General features: G+C 52.5%; 18 protein-coding genes. 10 read left to right on the forward strand and 8 right to left on the reverse strand.

The window, feature by feature from the left end; genetic code table 11:
* Window positions 1-13 precede the first annotated feature (13 nt).
* A complete protein-coding gene (locus ACYU87_RS00170; RefSeq protein ID WP_461132002.1) occupies window positions 14-1,651 on the forward strand; it encodes a LysM peptidoglycan-binding domain-containing protein in 1,638 nt (545 codons plus the stop codon).
* A 29-nt stretch (window positions 1,652-1,680) separates the two neighbouring features.
* Here ACYU87_RS00170 and ACYU87_RS00175 read toward each other — a convergent pair whose 3' ends face one another.
* The 3 genes from ACYU87_RS00175 to ACYU87_RS00185 all read right to left on the reverse strand — a co-directional run bounded on the left by ACYU87_RS00175 (window position 1,681) and on the right by ACYU87_RS00185 (window position 4,385).
* A complete protein-coding gene (locus tag ACYU87_RS00175) occupies window positions 1,681-2,418 on the reverse strand; it encodes an SDR family NAD(P)-dependent oxidoreductase (protein ID WP_461132003.1) in 738 nt (245 codons plus the stop codon).
* A 6-nt stretch (window positions 2,419-2,424) separates the two neighbouring features.
* Window positions 2,425-3,741: a family 1 glycosylhydrolase gene (locus ACYU87_RS00180; RefSeq protein WP_461132004.1), complete on the reverse strand. Its 1,317-nt coding sequence runs from the start codon at window positions 3,739-3,741 to the stop codon at window positions 2,425-2,427.
* 236 nt (window positions 3,742-3,977) lie between these two features.
* Window positions 3,978-4,385: a pyridoxamine 5'-phosphate oxidase family protein gene (locus tag ACYU87_RS00185; RefSeq protein ID WP_461132005.1), complete on the reverse strand. Its 408-nt coding sequence runs from the start codon at window positions 4,383-4,385 to the stop codon at window positions 3,978-3,980.
* Window positions 4,386-4,599: 214 nt separating this feature from the next.
* Between ACYU87_RS00185 and ACYU87_RS00190 the strand changes: the two genes are divergently transcribed.
* From ACYU87_RS00190 to ACYU87_RS00200, 3 genes are all read left to right on the forward strand, one after another.
* Window positions 4,600-4,932 carry a hypothetical protein gene (locus tag ACYU87_RS00190; RefSeq protein ID WP_461132006.1) on the forward strand — a complete coding sequence of 111 codons (333 nt, stop codon included), beginning with the start codon at window positions 4,600-4,602 and terminating at the stop codon, window positions 4,930-4,932.
* 305 nt (window positions 4,933-5,237) lie between these two features.
* Complete coding sequence (locus tag ACYU87_RS00195; RefSeq protein WP_461132007.1) at window positions 5,238-6,935, forward strand: FAD-dependent oxidoreductase; 1,698 nt, start codon at window positions 5,238-5,240, stop codon at window positions 6,933-6,935.
* Window positions 6,936-7,111: 176 nt separating this feature from the next.
* On the forward strand, window positions 7,112-7,582 hold the full coding sequence (locus tag ACYU87_RS00200) for a DUF2306 domain-containing protein (protein ID WP_461132008.1): 471 nt from the start codon (window positions 7,112-7,114) through the stop codon (window positions 7,580-7,582).
* Between the two features lie 43 nt (window positions 7,583-7,625).
* Here ACYU87_RS00200 and ACYU87_RS00205 read toward each other — a convergent pair whose 3' ends face one another.
* Window positions 7,626-8,723: a glutaminyl-peptide cyclotransferase gene (locus ACYU87_RS00205; protein WP_461132009.1), complete on the reverse strand. Its 1,098-nt coding sequence runs from the start codon at window positions 8,721-8,723 to the stop codon at window positions 7,626-7,628.
* Window positions 8,724-8,786: 63 nt separating this feature from the next.
* Window positions 8,787-12,182, reverse strand: coding sequence for a methylmalonyl-CoA mutase family protein (locus ACYU87_RS00210; protein ID WP_461132010.1), 3,396 nt, complete (start codon window positions 12,180-12,182; stop codon window positions 8,787-8,789).
* A 39-nt stretch (window positions 12,183-12,221) separates the two neighbouring features.
* Between ACYU87_RS00210 and ACYU87_RS00215 the strand changes: the two genes are divergently transcribed.
* The 3 genes from ACYU87_RS00215 to ACYU87_RS00225 all read left to right on the forward strand — a co-directional run bounded on the left by ACYU87_RS00215 (window position 12,222) and on the right by ACYU87_RS00225 (window position 16,251).
* Window positions 12,222-13,106, forward strand: coding sequence for a TraB/GumN family protein (locus tag ACYU87_RS00215; protein ID WP_461132011.1), 885 nt, complete (start codon window positions 12,222-12,224; stop codon window positions 13,104-13,106).
* A 131-nt stretch (window positions 13,107-13,237) separates the two neighbouring features.
* Entirely contained in the window at window positions 13,238-14,554 is a 1,317-nt protein-coding gene (locus ACYU87_RS00220; RefSeq protein WP_461132012.1) for a PQQ-dependent sugar dehydrogenase, read from the forward strand.
* A 113-nt stretch (window positions 14,555-14,667) separates the two neighbouring features.
* Window positions 14,668-16,251: a S41 family peptidase gene (locus tag ACYU87_RS00225; RefSeq protein WP_461132013.1), complete on the forward strand. Its 1,584-nt coding sequence runs from the start codon at window positions 14,668-14,670 to the stop codon at window positions 16,249-16,251.
* A 22-nt stretch (window positions 16,252-16,273) separates the two neighbouring features.
* Here the strand turns inward: ACYU87_RS00225 and ACYU87_RS00230 are convergent, their stop codons facing one another.
* Window positions 16,274-16,738 (reverse strand): hypothetical protein, encoded by a 465-nt coding sequence (locus tag ACYU87_RS00230; RefSeq protein ID WP_461132014.1) that lies wholly within the window; start codon window positions 16,736-16,738, stop codon window positions 16,274-16,276.
* A 267-nt stretch (window positions 16,739-17,005) separates the two neighbouring features.
* On the reverse strand, window positions 17,006-19,198 hold the full coding sequence (locus ACYU87_RS00235) for an alpha-galactosidase (RefSeq protein ID WP_461132015.1): 2,193 nt from the start codon (window positions 19,196-19,198) through the stop codon (window positions 17,006-17,008).
* 202 nt (window positions 19,199-19,400) lie between these two features.
* On the opposite strand from ACYU87_RS00235, the gene ACYU87_RS00240 reads away from it, so the two are divergent.
* The 3 genes from ACYU87_RS00240 (at window position 19,401) to ACYU87_RS00250 (ending at window position 23,373) form a co-directional block, all read left to right on the forward strand.
* Complete coding sequence (locus ACYU87_RS00240) at window positions 19,401-20,939, forward strand: TolB family protein (protein ID WP_461132016.1); 1,539 nt, start codon at window positions 19,401-19,403, stop codon at window positions 20,937-20,939.
* A 135-nt stretch (window positions 20,940-21,074) separates the two neighbouring features.
* Window positions 21,075-22,286: a pyridoxal phosphate-dependent aminotransferase gene (locus ACYU87_RS00245; protein ID WP_461132017.1), complete on the forward strand. Its 1,212-nt coding sequence runs from the start codon at window positions 21,075-21,077 to the stop codon at window positions 22,284-22,286.
* Window positions 22,287-22,572: 286 nt separating this feature from the next.
* Window positions 22,573-23,373, forward strand: coding sequence for an LOG family protein (locus ACYU87_RS00250; protein WP_461132018.1), 801 nt, complete (start codon window positions 22,573-22,575; stop codon window positions 23,371-23,373).
* A 160-nt stretch (window positions 23,374-23,533) separates the two neighbouring features.
* Here ACYU87_RS00250 and dnaB read toward each other — a convergent pair whose 3' ends face one another.
* On the reverse strand, window positions 23,534-26,173 hold the full coding sequence (gene dnaB / locus ACYU87_RS00255; protein WP_461132019.1) for a replicative DNA helicase: 2,640 nt from the start codon (window positions 26,171-26,173) through the stop codon (window positions 23,534-23,536).
* Window positions 26,174-26,440 lie beyond the last annotated feature (267 nt).

The following is a 26,440-nucleotide window of genomic DNA, read 5'->3' on the forward strand; positions in this document are numbered from 1 at the left end:
ACCTTCCGTACCGATGCCGGTTCTGGGCCAATCGACAGTCAATGTACCCGCTGAAATAGAATTTGCGGGGGTCACGATTCATCTGACGGAAGAAAATCGGTTAAAAGTCAAACAAGAGGTACGGCGCCTGTATGCTCATCCTGAGGCTATAGACTACCTGAAACGAACAACGAATCAGCTGGCGCCACAGCTGGCCGGTCTTTTTAAGGGGGTAAATATGCCCAACGATTTGCTGTATGCAGCGCTCCCCACCTCCGATACCGACACGATTGGCTTCTGGAGACTGACCCAGGAGCAGGGGATGAGGCTGAACCTTCAGATGGACGATCAGATTGACGAGCGTTATCATCCGCTGGTAAGCACGGTTGTTGTGCTGGCGGATATCAGTTACTGGCAAAAAGCGCAAAAGAACTACGCGTCATCGCTGCTGTGCTACCTGACGGGAAGTGTTCCCTCCGTTCCGGAACGGATAACGGAGCATTATTTCTCGCCGGGCCAATCAACGTCGCCGTTGTTCTGGGAAGTACTGGCCCGCAAGTTTGTCCTTGGCCAGTCGGCCATAACGGCGCAGGCCTCATCGCCTTATATTTTGTATGAGTACCAGAATAGTGCCGGCAAAACGCTTCAGGGCATTGTGGATCAACTGCAGCTCCCGCTCGATCGGACAGAAACTTACAACCGATGGATTAAGGAAAGCCAGCGGCCCATCCCCAGAAACTACTCTTTACTGATCCAGGTAACGCCCGAAGAATACACCCAGATTCAATCGCAGGTCAAACCGCCGGAGGAAACGAAGCCCGGCTTAATTTCCGACAGTGGGTTTCCAACGTTGCGCAGGGTATATGACCGGCAGGAAGGACTACGGGCATCGGCTATATTTTACCGCATCAATGATCTGAGAGGGATTCAGGCCCAGCATTGCGACAACCTGATCACCCTCGCTTACTACGGTGATATTCCGATCAAGTCATTTGTGGCGTATAACGACCTGACCAGTAATGACGTGATTCGTCCGGGTGAAATATACTATCTGGAGTCGAAAGCGAAACGGGCAAAAATACCCTACCACATTGTTCAGAAAGGCCAGACACTGCACAAGATTTCCAACATCTACGGCGTCAGACTAAAATCGCTACAAAAATTTAACTACGTGCTGGCAACGCAGCGGCTGCAGCCAGGGCGTGTGCTGTGGCTCCAGCAGAAGCGACCAACCAACCAGTTGTTTGAATATGTGCAGATGCGCAGCAACGAACCGGAAGAAAAGGAGGTTGTCGTGCCCACGCCGAAGGTACCCGTACCCGAAGAAATGATCAACGAGATTGACGCCAATCCGGATATCGTCGTGCTGAAAACAGAACCGGAAGACGAAGATTCCGTACTGGTCGAGGAGAAAATAGACCTGCCGGAGCGTCCTGCCCCCGTTACCCAAAATAAAGTAACCCCCCGCAAGTCAGCACCGGTTGAACGCACGGGTTCGCCAGCCAATACGAACCGGATGGAGGTTGCTTCGTACCACACCGTGCAGCCCGGGCAAACCCTGTACAGAGTGTCTGTTATCTACAAAGTAACCGTACCTGATCTGATGCGCTGGAACAATCTGAAGAACAATTCGATAAAAGTTGGTCAGAAACTGCTGATTCGAAACCTCTGATGTAGGTCTGGTTGGTGGGCAAACCAACCTTATAATCGATCCAGCCGACCCCCATCAACCCGTACTTCGGCACCCTGGACAAAGGCGGCATCATCGGAAGCCAGGTAAGCAACCGCGGCTGCTACGTCCGCTGGCTGGCCAACGTCGGACCGGTCTATTTTCTCCACCCCGGATTTCACATTTGGATTATCCCACAACATGGGCGTATCGATGGCACCGGGTAAAACGACGTTAATACGCAGCCCTTTGGGTTTGCCTTCCAGAACCGAGGACCGGGTCAGGGAGAGCAGGGCCGCTTTGGACGCTGCGTACGGCGCTACCAGGGGTTGGGTTTCAACCGCATGAATGCTGGCCACGTTAACAAGAGTGCCACCGGGTTTCATGTGCAGAAACGCCTGTTTGGTAAAATAAAAAGCGCCTAGTAAATCTACGTTCAGCACCCGTAACCAGTCGTCACCCGTCAGTTCTTCCAGTGGTTTAAATTGCATCAGGCCGGCGTTGTTGACCACCACATCCAGTCGCCCGAATCGATTCAGCGTGCTGGTTACCGTCGCTTCGACCTGCGCTTCGATGGCTACGTTACAAACACTGCCCCAGACAGCGGGCGCACCGGCGGCTTTTACCTGCTGTACGGCTTTGTTGAGCGCATCCTCGTTTAAATCGGCCAGCACAATGGTGGCCCCCTCCGAAGCTAACCGGTTCGCTATCGCCAGGCCAATGCCATTGGCTCCGCCCGTTATGATGGCTACTTTATTCTGAAATCGCATGGTTGTTCAGTTAATGGCTTGATTTGCATTGGGAAGCGTGTCGGTTAAGGGCTGGCGGGTTGGCTGGGCGTCGGTCTGTTTCCGAAACGCCCACGGCTGACCACTTTCACCGGGCATGATGATCGGCACCTGCAGGCAAACACTCTGCGCCGGGAGTACCTGTTTCCAGTCGTTGATGAGTTGTTTATAGGCCTGACCCACCGGACGGATCTGGCGGTTGAGGTCGTAGAGTCCCAACGGATTTACGTTGCCGTTGTTTTCGCGCAGGGCCGAATCCCAGTCCACCTGATCGGTGAGCGAATACCACGTGAACCCCACAATGGGCACCCCGTCATTCCGCACGCGCAGCACGTTGGCCCATTCTTTCCAGAGCCAGTTTACGGCTTCATTACCCGCGGGGCCCTGCCATAAATTTGTTTCGGTGTGCATAACGGGCAGTCGGTACCGGTCGTGGTATTGCCGCGTAATGACGTGATACCCAAACACCTCGCCCGACGCCCGGGTACTGCCATCGGCCAGCACCCGGTGTTCATTGGTCTGGTAATAATCATTACCCATGATGCAGTACTGCTTCAGGTTCTGGCCCAGAAAGAAGTGGTACTCCTCGCGCGTCATGCCGTTATCCATCAGGTATTCGTACATCTCCGAATCGACCCGGCGTCCATAATTCAGGTCGAGCGACAGAAAGCGTTTGGCATTCAATATCTCGGCTGGTTTAATGGCGGCCGGGTTTTCGGCATGAAAATACTCGGATGATTCGCTTTGAATGAACAAGGCATCTGGCCGGATATCCAGAATGGCACGCATGGCCAGTACATTCGCTTTGACTATATTTTTTAGCGCGTTAACGAAGGCCTGGTCACTGCTGAGCTGTTCGTTCCACCAGCCATAGAGCGCAGAAAACTCCGCGCAGATGTACATCTCGTTGACGGGTGTGTACAATTGAACCCAGGGAAACCGCTGAGCAAAGGCACGGGCATAGCCAGCAAACAGCTGCGGGAAATCGGGGTTCTGGAAATTGCCGATCCAGTCGGGTACCCCAAAATGACACAGATCAACGATCGGAACAAGACCGCGCTGGCGCAAATCGCCGAATGTATCGTCGGCAAACGACCAGTCATAGTGGCCCTCGCCCAGAAACGTGGTGTGAATAGGCGGGCCGTAGCGCAGAAAACGAATACCCAACTCCTCGACCAGGTCAAAATCAGTTCGCCAGTTTTTGTAGTGACCGCATTTCTCCAGCTCATCCTGGCGATACCTGCCGTTCTGAATGGTCGGGTTGCTGTTTTCGATGCCGGTGGCAAACAGAAATTGAGGTATCATCGTGAAGGGTGCCGAACTCGTTAACGTATACCAGGCTGGAGTCGGGCCTACTTTTAACCTGACCTAACGAAGAGTGTTTCGTGAAGTCGATTAAGATCCGGTTTAAATCGGCATCGGCTTTTCGATAAGGTTAGTCTGGCAGGTGCACCGATACGAATGGGGAAAAGACATGATTACGGAGTCCATCCGCCAGCAGGCCGTTCCGCTGGCGGATGGACTCCGTAACCAAGCTGGCTTTATGCCCAGCATTCTCCCGTGCGGGTGGTGATTCGGAGAAGAACAATGTTCGGATCATCTTTACCCTCGGGGAACCAGTCCTTGAGCGCGTCGTTCCACAGCTCGTCGACTTTAGCCTGGTCTTTAATGACCTCAGCTTCCCCCGCCGTACTGACGGAAACCTGCGTTTCGGGGTTCTCAAAGCCCAGCGCAATGGCCGGGTGTTGGCGCACGTGGTCGACTTTGGCCGAGTCGTTCCGGGTGAAAAACCACATGGTTCCGTCGGGGTCAAGTTGTTGGGTAGCCATGGGCCTGGAGCGTAGCGTGCCGTCGGGAGCCTGGGTTGTGAGCAGGGCGACGCGAATGTCGCGGATATGTTTCTTGATGGTTTCGAATTCCTCTGCGCTGATTGAATCGGGGCTTGACATAAGGATGCAATGGTGAATTAGTGACGGGAGCATAAGTAACTGTTCAGATGAAAGGTTTCGGAAAAACGCCCTTCGGCGGGTCCACTTTTTTCATTCGCCGAAGGCCCGACCCTGGTGAGGGTACCTAATCACAATCATTCGGCGGATTGATTTCCGTCAGGTAAGGTTCTGGTCGATGGCCGTTAGTTTGTGTCATCAATCAACGCACGAAACTATGGCAACCCTGACTCACTCAACCGTCGACTACTCCAGCTCAACCGCTAAAGCCTGGCTGTCAAGCTATAGACAATACGCCGAGAAAGCGGAATTCAATCGCATCGGCTGGGCCGCAACGGCGGTCGCGATTCAGGGCTGTATCCTGTCGCCTGCGCTTCTGCTGATAATGGCTTATTTTGGCGGTGGCGACTGGCAGTTCCTGGCCAGTATGCTCTGCTTTTTACTGGTGCTGGTACCCATTCTGGCAGCCATGCCGGTGAAGTACATTTTTCCCACCTTTGCAACCAGCGTACTGGTACACGTACTGATCATCCTGGCGGATTTACTGTAAAAGCTAGTCCTGAACAATGTCGAAACGGTATTAACCACGAAAAAAGCGGAATTGTGCTGGATGATAGTCTCCCGGTTCAGGCCAGTTCGTGCTCCGGGAGGCCATTGTCTGCGGCAGGGTTATACGGAGATAACCAAGTAGAACGCGCAGGATGGGCTGTTTTATGATGTGTTAACCAAAAACGCCATGTGGCCGGAGTTCTTTATGGTCCCGGGCGATACGGTTTTGGCCGGAGCCACCCCGTCAACCGCGGGCAAGTGATCGCCGGTCAAGGATCAGATCAGTCATTTTTGCGTCAATACGTTATGTGCATTCTGCCAAGTCGTTTCAAGTATGTCAGCTGTTGGGTGAGTAGCCTGCTGGTCGGGTTACTGGTTTTTCAGACAACCAATGTCGCACAGGGGGTACCCATTCGCCGGGCCGATGTGATCGTTTATGGCGGTACGTGTGCCGCCGTGACGGCCGCCGTTCAGGTCAAAAAGATGGGGAAAACCGTACTCATTGTTTCGCCGGATAAACACCTGGGTGGTCTTTCGTCGGGTGGATTGGGCTTTACCGATACCGGAAACAAGGAAGTTATCGGCGGCCTGTCGCGGGAGTTTTACCACCGGCTCTACGAACACTATCAGCAGGACGACGCCTGGAAATGGCAAAAGCGGGAAGAGTACGGCAACAAGGGTCAGGGAACGCCCGCTATTGATGGAACAAGCCGTACAATGTGGATTTTTGAACCCCATGCCGCCGAAAAGGTATTTGACGCTTTTGTCCGTGAAAACGGCATAACAGTATACCGCGATGAATGGCTCGACCGGTCGAAACGGGGCGTAACAAAAAAGAATGGCGCCATCCAGTCGTTCAGGACGTTGAGCGGCCAGGTATACGAAGGTAACATGTTCATCGACGTAACTTACGAAGGGGATTTGATGGCAGCCGCCGGGGTGACGTACCATGTGGGCCGGGAAGCCAACAGCGTGTATAACGAAACATGGAATGGGGTACAGCCGAACGTTTTTCAGCACGGTCACTATTTCAGCGCCAACATCAGCCCGTACAAAACGCCCAACGACCCGAAAAGTGGTCTGCTCCCCGAAATCGCGACCAGTGGTCCGGGCGAAAAAGGTACTGGTGATCATAAAATTCAGGCCTATTGCTTTCGGATGTGCATGAGCAACAACCCCGACAACCGGGTGCCTTTCCCAAAACCGGCAGGCTACGATCCCGCTCGTTATGAATTGCTGGGTCGTGTGTTCGACAGTGGCTGGCGCGAAACGTTTCAGAAGTTCGATCCGATTCCCAATCGCAAAACGGATACCAACAACCACGGCCCGTTCAGTTCCGACTACATCGGCAAAAATTACGATTATCCCGAAGCCAGCTACGAACGCCGACGCGAGATTATTCGCGATCACCAGCTTTATCAGCAGGGATTACTGTATTTCATGAGCAATGACGCCCGCGTTCCCGCCGACGTTCGCGCAGCCATGAGCCAGTGGGGGTTGGCCAAAGATGAGTTTACGGATAACAACAACTGGCCGCATCAGATTTACGTGCGCGAAGCCCGGCGAATGCTCGGGGTATTTGTGATGAAAGAAGCCGATGCCCTTGGCCAGACGGAGGTTCCGCAACCGGTGGGTATGGGCTCGTACTCGCTCGACGCCCACAACGCGCAGCGGTACGTGCGGTCGGATGGGTTTGTGCAAAACGAGGGCGACATTGGCGTTCATCCCGACAAACCGTACTCGATTGCTTATGGATCGATGCTACCGAAAGAGCAGGAATGCCGTAATCTGCTGGTTCCCGTGGCGATGTCGGCGTCACACATTGCGTACGGGTCTATCCGGATGGAGCCGGTGTTCATGATTCTGGGTCAGTCGGCCGCAACGGCTGCGGTGTTGTCCATCGAGAACAAGACATCGCCCCAACGGCTGTCTTACGAAAAATTAAAATCGGTTCTGCTGAAAGACGGGCAACGGCTGACCCTTAGCCCACCAGCGAAGCCGTAAATAACGTAAGCTAGCCGGAAGCGACCAGCGGCCAAATGAACAGTGTAGGGCAACCGCTGCTCGTTGGATTCACTCCCGAAACAGCGGTTTTTATCTTTGGTTTTTCCGGATCTGTCGGAATTCTGGTTGTTGGCTGAGCCGACTACAGTACGTTTGAGCCCGCAATCACTACCATCATGGTTCATTCAACGATCGGGTTCATTCATCTGCTGGCGGCCTTGGTGGCCATGCTAACCGGCGCGCTGGTTATTCTGATGCCTAAAAGTGGGATCCGCCACAAGCAGGTCGGCTACGCTTACATTAGCAGTATGCTTATCCTGAATGCGACTGCTTTTCAGGTCTATTATCTCTTTGGACGCTTCGGTCTTTTTCATGGGCTGGCCCTGCTCAGTCTGGCATCCATTGCGGGGGGGATTGTACCGGCTCTGGTACGCCAACGTGTCAAAAACTGGATTCACTGGCACTACTATTTTATGACCTGGTCGGTGGTAGGATTGTATTCGGCATTTTGGGCAGAACTGCTCACGCGTACCCTACCGATGGACCGGTTCTGGCCTATTGTGGCGGTGGCAACGGCTGTTACGTCGAGTGTAGGGGCTTACTTTATCCGCCGAAATGCGGCTCGTCTGCTCAACGTAAGCCGCTAAACAGCGCTGGCTTTTTGGTGTCTATCGGGCGTTGTCTGATTCGCTATAAGTGTGCCAGGCTGTTTCGATTGGCAAGAATACGTTCGTTTCCGGCTGGTTTCAAACGCAGTTTGATGAGGGTGGGCCACTTTTTGCCGGTGACGTAAAAGGCGTTTTCGGCTGGCTGAAAAGCGATGCCGTTCAGCACATTTTCGTCTGTATCAATGCTTCTGGGTAGAATGGGCTCCAGATTGAGGTTCCCGACTACTTTGCCCGTCTTGACATCAATCTGTACGATCCGGTTCGTCTGCCAGACATTGGCGAAAACATAGCCGTTTACGTACTCTAGTTCATTCAGGTTCTTGACGGGCCCCTTGTTGTCATACACGCTCAGTTCGCCCAACCGTTGAAAACCGGGTGACAGGAAAAACAGCCTGTTGGAACCGTCGCTTAAAATGAGGGTTGTGTCGCGGTGAGTCAGGCCCCAGCCCTGGGTAGGGTAGGTAAACGTTTTATCCAGGCGGAAATCCATCGTGTACCGAAAGCAAATCCCGGATGTCCAGGTCAGTTGATAAATCTTGTCGTTGACAATCGTTATGCCTTCACCGAAATACTGGTTGGCCAGCGGCACCGATTTACGGATCGCTCCGGTCTGCACATCGACCTGCATGAGATTGGACTGCCCGTTCAGGCCCGTACTCTCGTACAAAACACCCTTGTAAAACTCCAGACCCTGCGTAAAACTGGTTTCCTGGTGCGGATACGTTTTGAGTACCGAAAACTGGACATTTTCGGGGACTATGTCCGACCACATGTCCAGGGTGAGCGTATCCGAAAACGACATACTGGTGGAGGTAACGCCACTGACAACGAGTTGGTGCATGCCTGTTTTGCCGCCCGTATACCCAATGGCCAATGAATTGCCCGTCTGCCGGAAAACAGGAGAGACCTCCGCATCGACGGTAACTTTGGGTTGCCCGATCGGCTGACTAAGCTGGATCAGGATCGTATCGCCCACAGCATAGGTCGTTTTGGTCAGGGAAGCAATGGCAGGCGTGGGCTGGTCGACCGCCGTGGGTTCAGCGGGTTTCTTTTTCTGGCAGGCAAACGTGAGCAGGCCAGTGAGCAGAAGCAACAGAAGCGGGAACGAGCGAATAGTCATGGATACGGTACGAACAGATGGCTGATGTGCCAGACTATTGTACACGTATGCGAGTAAATAAGTTTACATGTTTCGCCGGTATCGACCGCCCACCGCATACAGTGCATGCGACAATTGCCCCAGCGTACACACTTTGGTTGCGTCCATCAACTGCTCGAATAGGTTCTCGTTGGCTAGTGCCGCAGCCTGCAGATTGGTCAGCGCTCGTTCCGCTTCGGTATGGTTACGCGCCTGAAATTGCTGACACGAGTCAACGGCAAACCGCTTCTCATCGTCGGTCGACCGGATCACCTCCGACGGAACGATGGTGGGCGAACCAGCCGGGTCCAGGAAGGTGTTAACGCCCACAATAGGCAGGTCGCCGTTGTGTTTCCGGGTTTCGTAATGCATCGACTCTTCCTGGATTTTGCTGCGCTGGTACATGCGTTCCATGGCGCCCAGCACCCCCCCGCGTTCGTTCAGCGACAAAAATTCCTGATAGACAGCCTCTTCTACCAGGTCGGTCAGTTCCTCAACGATAAACGCGCCCTGTAACGGATTTTCGTTTTTGGTCAAGCCAAACTCGCGGTTGATAATCAGTTGAATTGCCATTGCCCGCCGAACGGACTCTTCGGTTGGGGTCGTTATGGCCTCGTCGTAGGCATTGGTGTGCAGTGAGTTGCAGTTGTCGTAAACGGCCAGCAGCGCCTGCAACGTGGTGCGGATATCGTTGAACCCGATTTCCTGCGCGTGCAAACTCCGCCCCGATGTCTGGATATGGTACTTCAGTTTCTGGGACCGCTCGTTGGCTTTGTATTGATGACGCATCGCTTTCGCCCAGATCCGACGGGCTACTCGCCCCAGCACAGTGTATTCGGGGTCCATGCCGTTCGAGAAAAAGAACGACAGGTTAGGGGCGAAGTCGTCGATGTGCATACCCCGGCTCAGGTAATACTCAACGAAGGTAAAGCCATTCGACAGCGTGAAAGCCAGCTGCGAAATAGGGTTGGCACCTGCTTCGGCAATGTGGTACCCCGAAATCGAAACCGAATAAAAATTCTGAACCCGATTGTCGGTGAAATACTGCTGGATATCGCCCATCATTTTAAGGGCAAACTCTGTTGAAAAAATGCAGGTATTTTGCGCCTGATCTTCCTTTAAAATGTCGGCCTGTACGGTTCCTCGTACGTTTCGCAGCGTATCGGCCTTGATTTGCTCATACACCTCGCGGGGCAGTACTTTATCGCCGGTGGTGCCCAGCAGCATCAGGCCCAGCCCGTTATGCCCGTCGGGCAGGGGACCCTTGTATGCCGGGAAGGGGGGTAGGGCGCTTGACGAGGGAGTAGGCGTATTGTTGCCCGGTTCGGTGCCCACTGACCCCTGCCGGCGCAGGTATTTCTCGCACTGCTGGTCGATGGCCGCGTTGAGAAAAAAGCCGAGCAGCATCGGTGCCGGGCCATTGATCGTCATGGAAACAGACGTTGCCGGATCGCAAAGGTCGAAACCGGAGTAGAGTTTCTTGGCATCGTCGAGGGTGCAGATGCTCACGCCCGAATTGCCGACTTTACCAAAAATGTCGGGACGCATGGCCGGGTCTTCGCCGTACAGCGTAACGGAGTCAAACGCCGTCGACAGTCGTTTGGCGGGGAGGCCGTTCGACACGTAATGGAACCGGCGGTTGGTGCGTTCGGGACCGCCTTCGCCCGCAAACATCCGCGTGGGGTCTTCCCCTTCGCGCTTGAGCGGAAACACACCTGCTGCGTACGGAAACTCACCGGGCACGTTTTCGGTCAGGAGCCAGCGCAGAATGTCGCCCCAGTCGTGGTACTTCGGCAGACTCACTTTCGGTATGTTGAGGTGAGAAAGCGTCTCAGTATACAACGGTTGCCGAATGACGTTGCCGCGTACGGTAAACTCGTAAAAATCAGCGGTGTACCGGTGCTGCATGGCAGGCCATTGCTGCAACAGAGCCTTGCAGTCGGAATGCAAACGGGAGTCGAGGTCGGTATACAGCGTCTGGAGCGAAGCCTGTAGGGGGCCATCATCTACCAGCTTACGGACTCCATCGAGCTGGTACAGCTTGCGGGCCAGGGTTGTCTGATCCTGCACAAACGCAGCGTACCGGCGGCTTTCCTCCACAATCTCGGCCAGATACCGAACGCGATCGGGGGGGATAATGGCGCTGACCGTTTCCCGGCTATCCGCGAGATGAGTCGTCCTGACAGCCGGGAAACGGTCGGCGTCCAGTACAGTTATCAGCCGGTCAAAAAGCGCATTCATACCGGCATCGTTGAACTGCGCGGCTACGGTGCCCAGAACCGGCAGGTCTTCGTCGGGCGTATCCCACACGTTATGATTTCGGCGATACTGTTTTCTGACGTCACGCAGGGCATCCAGCGAGCCCCGTTTGTCGAACTTATTGATGGCAATCACATCGGCGAAATCGAGCATGTCGATTTTTTCCAACTGCGTGGCCGCTCCGTATTCGGCCGTCATCACGTACAGCGTCTTGTCGGCATGTTCCGTAATCTCCGTGTCCGACTGACCAATGCCGGAGGTCTCCACGATAATCAGGTCGAACGGCACCGCTTTACACACATCAATGGCGTCCTGCACGTGGCGACTTAGCGCCAGATTCGACTGCCGGGTAGCCAGCGACCGCATGTAAACCCTGGGCGAGTTGATGGCATTCATCCGGATCCGGTCGCCCAGCAGCGCCCCGCCCGTTTTTCGTTTCGACGGATCGACGGAAATAATGGCCAGCGTTTTATCGGGATACGTCCGCAAGAAACGAAGCACCAGTTCATCAATTAACGAGGATTTTCCCGCCCCACCCGTCCCCGTAATGCCAAGGACCTTCGGTGCGTTGCTGACCTGTGGAAGTGGTCTGTAATGGGCTGGTTGATTTTCCGCCGTTGTGATCAGCCGCGCAATTTGGTTAATGGGTAGAGACGCAATCCTTTGCGTCTCTACTTTAGCGTCAGCAGAACCATCCGGCAAAAGAGCCGCCAGTGGTGGCAAATCAACATCACACTGCTGCAGCAAATGGTTGATCATGCCCTGCAGACCCATAGACCGGCCATCATCGGGCGAGTAAATACGGGTGATGCCGTAGGCGTGTAGTTCCTCGATTTCAGCGGGAAGGATTGTGCCGCCCCCGCCCCCGAAAACCTTGATGTGACCTGCCCCGCGCTCGTGGAGCAGGTCGTACATATACTTGAAAAACTCGATGTGCCCCCCCTGATAGCTCGTAATGGCAATGCCCTGTACGTCTTCCTGAATGGCGCAGTTCACGATTTCGGCCACCGAGCGGTTATGCCCCAGGTGAATTACCTCGGCACCCGACGCCTGCATGAGCCGACGCATCAGGTTGATGGCCGCGTCGTGTCCATCGAACAGCGAAGCCGCCGTAACCAGGCGAATTTTGTGCCGGAATGCGGGCGTGTCTGACGTATCGGGTTTACTTTTCTGGGCAGTCATGACGTAAAACGAATAGATTTGCTTTGTCAACCGTCGGAAATGACTAAAATCAAGATGAAGACTAAACTACTTGCATCCGTAGCTGGCTTTTTGCTGGCTGGTTTGCTGGCGGCCCCCGCACCAGCGCAGGACAACGCGCTTCTGTACCAGGTGACTGGTCCCGGACTGGCGAAACCGTCGTACCTCTACGGAACGTTTCACCTCGTTTGCCCCGATGATCTGACCATTACGGATGCCATGAAAAAGGCCATCGGTGAAGCCAGTCAGGTTTATCTGGAACTTGATCTGGACGACCCCACAATGATGGCAGGTATGCAGAAAGCCATGATCATGACCGGCGGCAAAACCATAAAAGACCTGCTCTCGGCCGATGATTACACCGTGCTCGACACGTATCTGAAGCAGAAAATGAACATGGGGCTGGCGCAGGTGGGCATGCTGAAACCCATCGGACTACTGTCGCTTATGTACATGACCCTGTTGCCCTGCCAGCCAGCTTCGTATGACATGACGTTTGCCCAGATGGCTTCTCAGGAAAAAAAGGACGTGTTGGGACTCGAAACCATGGAGGCTCAACTGGCAGCACTGGACAAGATTCCGATGCAGGAGCAACTGAAAGGCCTGGTGGATATGGCGAAAATGCCCGACGAAGCGAAGAAAGAGTTTGCTGATTTGCTGGCGGCCTATAAAGTACATGATATGGCCAAGCTAACGGCCCTGATGAAAACCAGCAAGTTCGGCGATATGGCGGAATATGAGGATAGTTTGCTTGGCGAACGCAATGCCAACTGGATTCCGGTGATCGAAAAAGCCGCGAAAGAAAAACCTACTTTCTTTGCCTTCGGAGCCGGGCATCTGGGTAGCGAGAAGGGCATCGTGAACCTGCTCCGAAAGCGAGGGTATTCCGTAAAGCCGGTCCAGTAGCAAGGCAACCGTTTTGTCAGGAGGGTGTTCAGCATCGGTTTTGGTCGATTAGTTTTCGGCCGTGACGATTAGACCCGGCAAATTTCCTGCTTTGACTGAGGAATCCTTTTTTAGCGTCATTCCCTCAATCCATGAACAAACCCCTTGTTTCGATTGCCTGCCTCATTACTTCGTTCGTTTTGGTGAACACGGTTCGCGGAAACCCCGACCGTATGCTACCCACTAAACCCCCTCGGGCGGTTAAAGCGGGCATTGTTGGGCCGGAAGTTAAACTGCCTGCGGGCTTTTCGGCGAGCGTTGTGGCGGAAGATCTGGGCGCTGCCCGCCACATCGTCGTCAGTAAAACGGGTGATATCTACGTGAAGCTGGCCAAATTGAAAGATGGTAAAGGCATTTACCGCCTGCGCGACACGAATAAAGATGGCGTGGTTGATGAGCGGGTTGGCTTCGGCGATTATCCCGGAACCGGAATTTTTATCCGGGATGGGTATCTGTACACGTCATCGAACAGCAGCATTTATCGGTATAAGCTGAACGAGAACCAGGAAGTCATCAGTCCGGATCAACCCGAGAAGCTGGTGTCTGGATTGAGGGAGAAAGACCGCGATAAATCGAAGTCAATTGCCGTTGACAATCAGAACAATGTTTACGTTAATATCGCGTCGGATAATGACGCCTGTCGGGTGGCGGGTACAGGCAAAGGCCTGATGCCCTGTCCGTTGCTGGATTCGGCTGCGGGAATCTGGAAGTTTAAAGCGAATGTGCCGGACCAATCATTTGCCAGCGGGGTGCGGTACGCTACCGGCCTGAAAAACGTTGTCGGACTGGACTGGAATGGCAAGACCAATTCCCTGTTCGTTGTGCAGCACGGGCGGGGTAAGTTCGATGATTTCTATCCGCAATATTACACGCCCAAGCAAAGCGCTGAGCTACCCGCCGAAACGATGTACGAGGTACATCAGGGCGATGATGCTGGCTGGCCCTACGTTTATTACGATCATTTTCAAAAGAAGAAAATTCTGGCACCTGAATACGGGGGCGACGGCAAAAAAACGGGAACGGCCAAAACAATCAATCCACTGGCCGCCTTCCCGGCGCACATGGGGCCCAATGCCCTTTTGTTTTATACCGGAAGCGCCTTTCCGGAACGATACCGGAATGGCGCCTTTGTGGCTTTCCATGCCCAGTCGCAGGAAATTCACAAGGGGTACCTGATCGGGTTTGTCCCGTTTAAAAATGGCAAACCATCGGGCCCCTGGGAGATCTTTGCGGACAATTTTGCCGGAACGGATTTAGTTAAACCTACGGGTCCGGTTCAGCACCGGCCCTGCGGTCTGGCGCAAGGACCCGATGGGTCGCTGTACGTAAGTGACGATCTGAACGGAACACTCTTCCGAATCAGCTACCAGGCTCCGAACAAAAAGGCAACCGCTTCGTCAACGAAATGATGCTGTAGCCGCCAGTGAAGACAATGTCCGTGGTCCGTGAAGACACGAACATTGTCTTCACTATTTGTCGATAAGTCGAAGAGAACCCCTAAGTCAATCCAGAGAAGTCAGTTATGAAAGACCGTGGTAACTGCGTTTATAGGAAGGTAGTACTCCTGCTTATCTTAAGTTTTGCAGGGCAAGTCCTTGTCCTCGCTAAGCCCTCACCCAAAGCTAGCCCCGAACGGAACTTCGAGGCTTTCTGGCAACTCTTCAATCAGTACTACGCCCACTTCGAAACACGCCACCTCGATTGGCGTCAGCAATATCACCGCTTTCGAGACCAGGTGACCCCGGCCACTACGGATACCCAGCTACTGGCCATCTTTCAGGCAATGGTCGATCCCCTTCAAGACGGGCATGTGGTCATTTCCCCAATCGGGGATTTACCCGCCAATGCCCAATATTCCCCTTTTTACCAGCAGTTTCCAACAAAAGCACTACAGGCCCAATTTCACCAGGTGACCTTAAACCAACTACAGGAGCGGGGATTTGGTCCGCTGGTTGCCTTCCAGAGTGCGCCCTATCAGATTGGTGGCTATTGTCGCTCGAAAGACTACGGCTATCTCCAGCTCAATGGCTTTGGAGGTATGCCTTTGGCTCGCTTCAGCCAGCAACTAGACGACATGGTTCACTCCTTTGCGGACGTAAAAGGACTGATTCTGGATATTCGCATCAATGGAGGAGGGTCTCCCGCTTATCTGGAGGCCCTGGTAGGCCGGTTGATCCAGGTGAGGAAATTGGTTGGATTCGGCCGTAGCCGGGTTAGTAAGCCCAAGCAGGAGTACACGCCCTGGACCGCCTATTATGTGGCGCCCAAAGGGGAAAAACAACTCCTTAAACCGACGGTGTTGCTGACCAGTGGAGCCACCATCAGCGCTGGTGATCATTGTGCACTGTATCTAAAAGAACTGTCTTATGTGAAACTGATAGGGGAAAATAGCAACGGTATATTTTCCCCCATGTTTGGCCATCGGCTCCCCAATGGCTGGCAGGTGGCCTTGTCGAATGGCCAAACGGTGAGTGCCAGGCGAGTAAATTACGAAGCTAAGGGTGTACCGGTTGACCTAACCGTTACTCATCACCGCAGCGATATGCAGCAAGGAACGGATCCGGGCCTAGACAAAGCATTCATGTTTCTACAGACTCACCAAGATGAGTTGGCCCAGCAAACCCGTTGTTATGAGCAGCTGGCACTGGATTTTTATGCCGACAGTTTACTTCTACGCAAAACCTATGGTGATATAACGGCCTATTCGACGGGCCTGGTCGAGGAAGACGCGACCTTGCTGGCTCCTTTTGCCCGCAGCTGTTATTCGCTTCAGAGCATAACTAGTGTAGATCGGGTTCAGCAGCGGATTCAGGCCGAAGGGGCAGCGGATTCCAGTTTCTATCAGCAAAATGTCAAGCATCGTTTTTACGTTCATCTTCCTGCGGGTATTCGCTCCCGAATGCAATGGCCTTTTGTCAAACGAAATGCCCGGCGGTTGACGATTGCCCACCACATCAGTTTAGGGAATAAAAAATACGTGCGGATTCACCTAAGTCGAGGTGGAGGGAAAGGCGAAACGGTTTTGGTGGTGCTGGATCAGGCGGGTCATATTGTGGAACACTGCGCTTTAAGCTACAACTACCTAAGTAGCCAGTTTTATCAGTGAGTTAACAACCAGAATCTTTCCGCTATTTGCTGAAGCGATAAGGGATCATAGAGAACGCTGCGGATGGAACACTGTCTGCACGGACAGATAGTCCATTGGAACCTCCCTGATAGGTTTGTACCGGGCATGATGACGAATTCTTGTTGGAACTACTGTAGCTGAATGAAATTTTATTGCCTGATTTATTCAAAAAGTAGATAAAAGAGGGGCTTAGTTTTGCGTAAACACTATCTCCATATTTATACGTGAGGTTCAGATCCAGTGCGGTGTCCTTCAGCATCACGGTTTTGGCTTTTTGAGTAGAGTCAAGATAGGTTAACGTGACGGGCTTTGCCGGGTTTAAAGGCGAATAACGAAGCTTGTAGTTTACCGCATAACGGCATGAGCTGTAGTCGGGTGGCGCAGGAGTCGGCGTTGGATCAGGGGTAGACGATTGGCTGCAACCGATTGTCATAAGCAGCAATAAAAGGAGTAGTGTTGACTTCATGGAGTGATGAGTTGAAAATGAAAACGGTTGTGTTGATGTAGACCGTCGTACGGTTATCGCCGTATTAGCACAAAGGAGGTGACCCAAACAGGTATCCGCAGCCTTTTATTCGATTGCCTTACGTAGCAAACTTAATGTAGCCGTTTATTGAAAAATATACCTGATAGTAGGTATGCCCGTGATTTTCTCACAATAGGTACCGGCAAACGAAAATCGGCACCGATGTTTTTCGGTGCCGATTGGCAAATGAATGATGAATGATTGATGCTACTTGGTGGCTGTCAGCTCCAGCACAACACTGGTTCGACGGGTATCGACCTGCGGGTTGAAGCCGATGGTCATCAGGTAGTTGCCGGAATACGTTGTCGTACTTTTATTGATGGTTGAACTATCTCCCGGATACACATTCAATTCCTGAATCCGGTACGATTTCGCCGGGTCGAGGCCGTTTAGTTTAATGGGAGCCACGCTGCCCGCTTTGTAGCGATCCCTGACCAGATACGTAAACCAAACCGACCGATCCTTGGCGTCGTTGACGTACATGGCCGAGGCTACATCACTAGTATAAGGCGACGCCAATCGAAACAGATCGCCCTTCCAGATTACGTCTTTAATGCGGTCGTAGGTTTTCAGCGCCTGCTGACTAAACGCCAGTTCGGGTTCGGTAAGCTTGCTGACCACAATATCGTACCCGATTTTGCCCATCATGGCTACGTCCGTCTTGAATTTAATGGGTTGCTTGCCCCAGTCGGTGATGTGGTTGCAACTGGCAATGGACGGAAAGAAATACGAGTAATTCCATTGAATGAAAATCCGTTCGAGGGCGTTGGTATTGTCGCTGGGCCAGTATTCGTTAAAGTAATTCAGCGCGCCATAATCCACCCGGCCACCGCCCCCCGAGCAAAGCATCATGGGGAGGGTTGGGTACTTGGTCCGTAGGCGTTCCAGCACCTTGTAAAGTCCCCGCACGTAGTCGACGTAGAGGTTCGACTGATGCTGAATGGTGGCGGAATAGGCATTGTAAACAACAGCGTTACAGTCCCACTTGATGTATCCGACGGTTGGATTCTTGGTCATCAGATCGTTGACCACGCTATAGACAAAGTCCTGGACGTTGGGGTTTGAGAGATCCAGCACCAACTGATTCCGAAAATAATACTCCGACCGATTGGGCAGTTTGATGACCCAATCCGGGTGTTTCTCGTACAGTTCACTTTTGGGACTAACCATTTCGGGTTCCAGCCAGATACCAAATTTTATCCCGGCGCGTTCGGCATCTTTTACCAGATAGCCTAAGCCGTGGGGCAGCTTTTTCATGTTTTCCTGCCAGTCACCCAGGCTTGTTTTATCGTTGTTGCGCGGGTACTTGTTGCCAAACCAGCCATCATCCAGCAGAAACAGATCGACACCGAGCTTTTTGCCGTCTTTGAAAAGGGCCGACAGTTTTTCTTCGTTAAAGTCGAAGTAAGTAGCTTCCCAGTTGTTCAGCAGCGTCAGGCGGTTGCCCTCGCCCTGCGGAATCCGGTGTTTACGCGCCCAGCGGTGCAGGCTGCGGCTCGCCCCGCCCTTGCCCTGGCTGGAATAGGTATACACAAATGCGGGCGTTTTAAACTCGGTATTGGGCGCTAACGAATACGCGGATGCGTACGGATTGATGCCCGGAATGATGCGCAGGTTGTGCAGCGGATCGACGTCAAAAGCCAGCTGAAAATTGCCCGACCACGAAAGTGTACCGGCAATTACCTCGCCCTGATTTTCATCGGCGGGCTGGTTGAGCGAAACCAGAAAGGAGGGGGGCTGAAACAAGTCGGCCCGCGTGCCGAGTTTGGAATCCAGGATTTTTATGCCTTCGGTGAGGGGAACCTCGCTGGGGTTCATTTCATTGGCCCAGTCGCCGTGGAAGTGCGTCAGATAATAGTTCTGCGCCGGAATGTAGAGATTGGCCGAAGCATATTTATGGAGCGTGACGGGCTTTTTCTCCGCATGCCGAATGGAGCTCCATTGCTCAATGACATCTTCTCGCTGGTACGCTTTGTAATACAATGTTACCTCAAACGGGTACTGCGGATCTTTCAGGTACACCGTGGTCAGCACAACCCCGTCGGCGACGGACTGCGTTTCGTACCGAATATACTTGAGGTCGAGGGAGGGATTTCCGTCGGCGTGGGTTACCTGAATAGCCGGTTCCAGCAGGTTGCGGCTCCCGGCGGGGGTATAAATCGAATTATAAATTGCCGTGTAGTCGTCACCGCGCTTTCCGTTGGCCGGAATCGCTGCGTATTCTGCCGTATTGCGGAGTTTTGGTCCCAGATGAACGAGGGTGGGCGTCTGGTCCTTATCGACCCGAATAACCAGGGCCGTATGGTCGGTTTCAATGGCGATAGGGGTATCGCCCGGTGCCGCGTTTGCGGTAAACGACAACTGCAAACAAAGCAGTAATGACAAAAAAAGCTGTTTCATGAGACGGTGATCAGGAAGTGAGCAAACAGGAGTTAGCATAAAGGCCCGGCAAAACTACGTATTTGTCCATATAGCCAGTAAAAGTAACCCGCCGGTTAATTTAACCGCCAACGAATCGGTAGAAAGTCAATATATGATCTTTCGTTAGTAGTCGCGCGTTAAGAATGACGACTACCTGACTATAAGTACCTTGAAAACCCTGATGAAACGATTCAAACTACGTCTACTAGCCTGTCTGACCGGCTTTTCACTTACGGCTGGCCTGCCCACGATGGCCCAGAAAACCAACCTGGGTCTGTTCGACGGTCATGGCGATGTCGGGGCTGTGCTTAAGCCTGGCTCGGCCTCCTACAATCCTCAAACGCGTACGTATGCGCTTTCCGGATCGGGCTACAACGTTTGGTTCGATCATGACGAATTCCAGTTCATGTGGAAGCGCATAAAAGGCGATTTTATCCTTTACACGCGCGCTGCGCTGGTCGGCAAAGGCGTTGATCCCCACCGAAAAGTGGGCTGGATGGTTCGAACGAGTCTCGACAGTAAATCGCCCCATATCAATGCTGTTGAACATGGCGATGGCCTGACCTCGCTGCAATTCAGACGGACGGAAGGAGGGAATACCGAAGAAGTTCGGTCCAGCCTAACCGGGGCCGATGTTATTCAACTGGAACGAAAAGGGAATACCTACACCATGCGTGTTGCCAAGTTTGGACAACCGTTCGTTACCGAGCAGGTCACTGATTTGCCGCTTGGCGATGAGGTGTACGTTGGGCTCTTCATTGGTTCCCATAACAAAGACGTGCTTGAACGGGGCGTTTTCCGGGACGTACGGATCAGTGTACCGGCCTCCGACGGGCTGGTGGCTTACAAAGAATACCTGGGGAGCAACCTCGAAATTCTGGATATCGCTACCGGTGATCGGCAGGTCGTTTTCAACTCGCCCAAGTCGTTGCAGGCACCCAACTGGACGCCCGACGGGAAAAGGTTACTGTACAACAGTGATGGGCTGATGTATACGTTTAACCTGGCCAGCCGCAAACCGGCGGTTCTGAATACCGGGGATGTGAAAAACAATAATAACGACCATGTACTGTCATTCGATGGAAAAATGCTTGGCCTGAGCAGTGGGGTAAAAGAACTGGGCGGTTCCATCATTTACACCGTTCCGGCAACGGGTGGCACGCCCAAACAGATCACGCCCAAAGGGCCATCCTACCTGCACGGTTGGTCGCCCGACAGGAAAACGCTGATCTTTACGGGATCCCGGAACGATGAGTTCGATATCTATAGTGTACCTGCTGCGGGTGGCCCCGAAGTGCGGCTAACCGAAACGAAAGGGCTCGATGATGGCCCGGAGTACACCCCCGACGGAAAGTACATCTATTTTAACTCCGCCCGTAGCGGGACCATGCAGATCTACCGGATGAAGGCCGATGGTACTGATCAGCAGGTGGTTACGAATGGCGAATTCAACGACTGGTTTCCGCATATCTCACCGGACGGTAAATGGCTGCTGTTCATCTCGTTCCTGAAGGAAGAAGTGAAAGCCGACGACCATCCGTTTTACAAACACGTGTATCTGCGCATGCTGCCGATATCGGGGACGGGGCAACCCAAAGTGCTGGCGTACATTTACGGAGGGCAAGGAACAATCAATACGCCATCCTGGTCGCCGGACAGCAAACGAGTCGCCTTCATCAGCAACTCAGCCGAAACAGCGCTCAGCCCGGTTGAGAAGTAAACGGTGTCTGGTTTTCGGTTTAGGGTTTACGGTTGGCTGGCGCGAAAGCAACTGACGCGTCAGCCAACCGTAAACCACAAACCCTAAACCGTCTACCAATTTCTTTCTTACTTTTGCGGGATGGAATTACCGGGTATGGAAATACTGAAAAGCGACAGGCTTACGCACCTTAAATATGACATTCGGGGACCGATCTACGAGAAATCCCTTGAACTGGAGAGCCAGGGATACAAAATTATCAGTCTGAATATTGGCAATCCGGCCACCTTCGGCTTTGATGCGCCCGACGAAATTGTTCACGATATCATTCTGAACATCCGTAACGCGCAGGGCTACTCGGATTCCCGTGGGTTATTTGCGGCCCGCAAAGCGGTAATGCACCACACGCAGAACATCGGTCTGCCAGGAATTGCCATCAATGACATTTACATAGGCAACGGGGTGAGCGAGCTGATCATGCTTTCCATGCAGGCGTTGCTCAATGAAGGCGATGAAGTACTGGTTCCCTCGCCCGATTATCCGCTCTGGACGGCTTCAGTGGCTTTTTGTGGGGGTAAGCCGGTGCATTACGTTTGCGACGAAGCGGCTGACTGGAACCCCGATCTGGCTGACCTGGAGCGCAAAATAACGCCCCGAACCCGGGCCATTGTCGTTATCAATCCAAACAACCCGACCGGTGCGGTGTACGATAAAGCGGTGCTGGAAGGCCTCTCCCGAATCGCCGAACGGCATAAACTCATTGTGTTTGCTGACGAGATTTACGACCGGATTTTATACGACGAACATGTTCATTACCCGATCGCCAAAATGATCAATGACACTCTCTGCATCACGATGGGAGGCTTGTCGAAAAACTACCGGGCGGCTGGTTTCCGGGGTGGGTGGATGATCCTGAGCGGTGCCCGTCAACGCGCCAAATCCTACATAGAAGGGCTGACACTGCTGGCCAGCATGCGGCTTTGTGCCAACGTGCCTACCCAGTACGCCATCCAAACGGCGCTGGGCGGTTACCAGAGTATCAACGATCTGGTAATGCCCATGGGCCGACTCTATAAGCAGATGATGCTGGCGTACGAACGCATGGTCTCTATTCCGGGCATCACCTGCGTGAAGCCAAAAGGGGCGCTGTACATCTTCCCGAAAATTGATCTGACCCAGTTTCGGCTGGCTAATGATGATGACTTTGTTCTGAATCTGCTTATCGAGCAGAAGGTGCTGGTTGTGGCAGGCAATGGGTTCAACTACATCCACAATGACCATTTTCGGATCGTTTGCCTACCGACGATTGATGAATTGACGGTAGCCCTGGACCGGATCGAAAACTTTTTGGAAAGCCGACGGTTATAAAAGGCTGGAAACCAGATTAGCGACTAATGGCCCGGATATTTCGGGCCATTTTTTTTTGACCAATTTCCCGGTGAGTCTAGGTTTTGAGTATATACAGCGTTTCGTAATCGCAAAGCACGTATTCAATAAAATGAAACGTTTCACCTGAACCAGATGTTACTGTATTCCCCCATCCGTAATAAATTCTGTCGGTGTGGCTGTCGACATAGTTTTAATTCAATTAATGACGTTTTATTTACCTGTAAAGTGAGTACGTTTCGCGCCCACTGCCTTTTTTAATACGTAAATGGAAGAAACAAAAGAAAATGTTCATCGCTCTGAAACGCAGAGTACCGAACGGATTACCAATGATTTACCCAAGCGCGACGAGTTACTGCTGACGCCCGACGAACAACGAATCAAAGACGCGTTTCAGGACCATGACTGGAACGAAATAAAAACCGCCGATTCCTGGGTCATCTTCAAGGTAATGGCTGAGTTCGTGGAAGGCTTTGATAAACTGGCGAAGATCGGTCCCTGTGTGTCCATTTTCGGTTCAGCCCGTACCAAGCCGGATAGTCCCTATTATAAAATGACCGAAGAAATAGCCGCCAAATTGGTCCGGCACGGCTACGGTGTCATCACGGGCGGAGGACCGGGTATTATGGAGGCCGGTAACAAAGGGGCTTTCGAACAGGGTGGGAAGTCCGTTGGGCTGAACATCAAATTACCGTTTGAGCAGCACAGTAATATTTACATTGACCCCGATAAGAGCATCAACTTTGATTTCTTCTTCGTCCGGAAAGTAATGTTCGTTAAGTATGCGCAGGGGTTTGTTGTCATGCCCGGTGGTATGGGCACGCTCGATGAGCTGTTCGAAGCCATAACCCTGATCCAAACCCGCAAAATTGCGCGCTTTCCGATTGTGCTGGTGGGAAAGACTTACTGGCAGGGACTAATCGACTGGATAACCGACGTGATGCTGGGCGAACAGCAAAACATCAACCCGGAAGATATGAAGCTCATCAGCATTGTCGATACGCCTACCGAGGCCGTCAGAGTAATCGATGAGTTTTATAATAAGTATCTATTGAAGCCTAACTTCTAGTAGCACTCGGTCGCACGCTGGTTGGATTGTAGGTGTATACGATACGTATAAACGATCAAGCCGTCTGGCCTGGTTCCGATAGATTCGGGGGTGGGAACAGACGGCTTGATCGTTTGTGGCTATGCGGGCAGAATTGGCCCTGCCCGTGCGGTCTGTGTTACTAAAACGGGGTTTCCTGACTCGGATCCGCATTGCCGAAGTTCGACATGGTATTCGCCTTACTTTTAAAGACGCTGCCCGCCGACGGCGGTGTTTCGAAACTGCTTAAGCCGTTAACGTCCGGTGCAAAGCCCTGCGCCTGCACTGGTTCGAAATACGAGTCGAGGTCGCAGAATTTAGTGAATTTGTTAATGAACCGGAGTTGAATCGTGTCGAGCGCACCACTCCGGTTTTTGGCTATAATAACTTCCCCGATACCGGCTGTTGAGTTGCCGTTTTCATCGGCCGTAATGTTATAGTATTCAGGACGATACAGAAAGCAAACCATGTCGGCATCCTGCTCAATAGATCCCGATTCCCGAAGGTCAGACAGTTGTGGTTTCTTGTCGCCACCCCGTGTTTCTACCGCCCGGCTTAGCTGCGAAAGGGCAATGACGGGTACGTACAGTTCTTTCGCCAGGTTTTTCAGCGCCCGCGAGATCGACGCAATTTCCTGTTCGCGGTTACCACCCCGGCCGCCGGACGTATCACCCGACATCAGCTGGAGGTAGTCAATCACGACCATCTGAATATCGTGCTGGGCTTTTAATCGTCGGCACTTCGCCCGGAGTTCGAGAATCGACAGGGCAGGGGTATCGTCGATGAAAATGGGCGCTTCGGTCAGTCGCTGAATTTTGTGGTGCAATTGCGTCCATTCGTGCGGAGCCAGCGTTCCCTTTCTGATTTTCTCGGAATCAATTTCCGCTTCGGCCGAGATAAGACGATTCACCAGCTGTACGGACGACATCTCCAGCGAGAAAATCGCTACGGGTTTACCATGATCGACAGCTGCGTTCCGCAGGGCACTAACAACGAACGCCGTATTGTGCGTGACGGTCATGTCTTCAAGCAAAAACAACCGATTTCCGTCAATTGAAAAGCCGTAATAATCATCGACTTTATCGTACTCGACAGCTATACCGGTAACCCGCCAGTCAGCACGCGCTTTCAATGCTCTTGCTTTCTTTCCGGTCCGCCGGTGCGGTTCGATACGAACCGGAATCGAATCAAGATTACCAAAAATACGAAGTCGGTAAACGGTTGAAACAAACCCTATGCTGGCAATCGTAGCTTTTTTCTCCTTAAGCGAACAACGAAAACCAAGCGTATCGCACAGATATTTTAGTTGCTCGGCCAGTTCTTTATTCTTCTGAGTAATCTCGTAGCAATTAAACTCTTCCTGATAATGCCCGTCACTATCAATCAACCCGGCCAATAGCTTAAGCCGGTTTTCTGTTGAATTGATCAGGTACGTACGAGGAATGTGTTTGCTTTCAATAACGGAGAGTTTTCTCAGTTCAGACTGAATGCTGAATACCGAATTTTGTCCTGACTGATCACCACCACGCCGTCCGGATGTGATTGCATAATTATTGATCCAGCCTGTTTGCTGGTACGTGGTCATGCTGAGCCCAAGATCATCGGCGTAAGATTGCAGATAGTCTATGACCTCGGTATCGGTATTCGTGATTCGGGAACTGTAAGAATGACCGTCGCCAAGCCATAACCCCACAAAATAGGGATCAAGCGAAACGGCTTGCTCAGGGAAATCAACGGCAACTTTATAGCCTTTGTAATTTGTCTTGAACTTCGTTGATTTGGTCAGGTAATCCCGAACGGTAATATTAAGCACATCACCTTTTACATGGCCACCTTCGTTGCGGCTTCGCTTGAGCGAAAGAATATGGCTCTCATTGACCCGGTAGTCAATGCCTTTGTTCTGTCTAATCCAGTACATGCGCTCCTGGCCACGAGCAATGCTCAATACCCGCCGGGGAGTCGAGTCGTCACCCATTAACAAATCGCCTTTGCGTACATCTTCTACTTTGCGGAGCGACCCATCAAACATAACCACTTTGGTGCCTTTGCCAAGGCACTTTCCCATCGCTGGCCTGGCCGCCAGAATGATTAATTCGGTTGGCTGCCAACCTGATGTAACGCGGTCCAGATTGGTGAAGCCCGATGGAACGCCGGTCAAGCCCTCCTGATTTTTTTTGGTTTCCAGCTCATTCAGCGCCATCCTGACAATGGTGCTCATGTCAGCGTAATTCTTCTTGATGTTCGATTCCGAAATCTTGAAGAGCGATTGTTCGGTTCGGTCCAGCAGTTCGAAGACGTCTGTTGTGTCCTCGTAGGCGTCGCGCAAGATCGTTGACGACATGGCAATGAGCGCCCGTTTGAGCGCCTGCTCCGACACAATCCGGGCGTGGTATTCGATGTTGGCAGCCGAGTTGACCCGGAAGGTAAGTTCCGAAACAAACCCACCGCCCCCTACCAGTTCGATTTCACCGGTTTTACGCAGTTGCTGGGTAACGGTGAGAAGGTCAATGGGATCTGAGTTGCCGAATAGGGTCAGAATGGCTTGGTAAATCCGCTGATGGGCCTCTTTGTAAAAGGTTTCTGGCTTCAGAATATCGACAACCGACGACAGCGCGTCTTTTTCGATCATCAGAGCGCCCAGTACGGCTTCTTCGAGGTCAAGTGCCTGGGGGGGAAGTTTGCCAAGGCCCGTATCGAGCCAGTGGTTTCCGGCTTGCTGACGACCCCCGGCAAAGGCCGAAGGCTTACGAAGGTGCTGGTTGGGGCGTGCGTTATTCTCCATCTGTTAATGCAAGTTTACGCAATTCATCGCCCACAAGCCAAGTCCAGCCCGGCCTGCGTATAGGCATGATGAGCGCAAAAACGGCCGTAACATTCTGGTAATGTTGATGCTACCAGGCTGAAAAAAAAATCGATTTTTTAAGCAACGGTCACCGGATGGCTTGGCGTACATAATACTGGAGTAGAGTAGTGATCTGTACCTCAGCAAGATAAAGATTATCCGATATAAAATATCCGTTTTGTGCAAAAAAATATCGGCGGATAAGAA

The sequence above is a fragment of the Spirosoma lituiforme genome (assembly GCF_054776635.1).

Excerpts from the sequence above, each read along its gene's own strand:
- ACYU87_RS00215 (WP_461132011.1), top strand. The coding sequence starts at position 12,222 with ATGACTAAAATCAAGATGAAGACTAAACTACTTGCATCCGTAGCTGGC.
- ACYU87_RS00185 (WP_461132005.1), bottom strand. The coding sequence starts at position 4,385 with ATGTCAAGCCCCGATTCAATCAGCGCAGAGGAATTCGAAACCATCAAG.
- ACYU87_RS00230 (WP_461132014.1), bottom strand. The coding sequence starts at position 16,738 with ATGAAGTCAACACTACTCCTTTTATTGCTGCTTATGACAATCGGTTGC.
- ACYU87_RS00175 (WP_461132003.1), bottom strand. The coding sequence starts at position 2,418 with ATGCGATTTCAGAATAAAGTAGCCATCATAACGGGCGGAGCCAATGGC.
- ACYU87_RS00195 (WP_461132007.1), top strand. The coding sequence starts at position 5,238 with ATGTGCATTCTGCCAAGTCGTTTCAAGTATGTCAGCTGTTGGGTGAGT.
- dnaB (WP_461132019.1), bottom strand. The coding sequence starts at position 26,173 with ATGGAGAATAACGCACGCCCCAACCAGCACCTTCGTAAGCCTTCGGCC.
- ACYU87_RS00170 (WP_461132002.1), top strand. The coding sequence starts at position 14 with ATGCCGGTTCTGGGCCAATCGACAGTCAATGTACCCGCTGAAATAGAA.
- ACYU87_RS00180 (WP_461132004.1), bottom strand. The coding sequence starts at position 3,741 with ATGATACCTCAATTTCTGTTTGCCACCGGCATCGAAAACAGCAACCCG.
- ACYU87_RS00190 (WP_461132006.1), top strand. The coding sequence starts at position 4,600 with ATGGCAACCCTGACTCACTCAACCGTCGACTACTCCAGCTCAACCGCT.
- ACYU87_RS00240 (WP_461132016.1), top strand. The coding sequence starts at position 19,401 with ATGAAACGATTCAAACTACGTCTACTAGCCTGTCTGACCGGCTTTTCA.
- ACYU87_RS00245 (WP_461132017.1), top strand. The coding sequence starts at position 21,075 with ATGGAAATACTGAAAAGCGACAGGCTTACGCACCTTAAATATGACATT.
- ACYU87_RS00210 (WP_461132010.1), bottom strand. The coding sequence starts at position 12,182 with ATGACTGCCCAGAAAAGTAAACCCGATACGTCAGACACGCCCGCATTC.
- ACYU87_RS00250 (WP_461132018.1), top strand. The coding sequence starts at position 22,573 with ATGGAAGAAACAAAAGAAAATGTTCATCGCTCTGAAACGCAGAGTACC.
- ACYU87_RS00205 (WP_461132009.1), bottom strand. The coding sequence starts at position 8,723 with ATGACTATTCGCTCGTTCCCGCTTCTGTTGCTTCTGCTCACTGGCCTG.
- ACYU87_RS00235 (WP_461132015.1), bottom strand. The coding sequence starts at position 19,198 with ATGAAACAGCTTTTTTTGTCATTACTGCTTTGTTTGCAGTTGTCGTTT.
- ACYU87_RS00225 (WP_461132013.1), top strand. The coding sequence starts at position 14,668 with ATGAAAGACCGTGGTAACTGCGTTTATAGGAAGGTAGTACTCCTGCTT.
- ACYU87_RS00200 (WP_461132008.1), top strand. The coding sequence starts at position 7,112 with ATGGTTCATTCAACGATCGGGTTCATTCATCTGCTGGCGGCCTTGGTG.
- ACYU87_RS00220 (WP_461132012.1), top strand. The coding sequence starts at position 13,238 with ATGAACAAACCCCTTGTTTCGATTGCCTGCCTCATTACTTCGTTCGTT.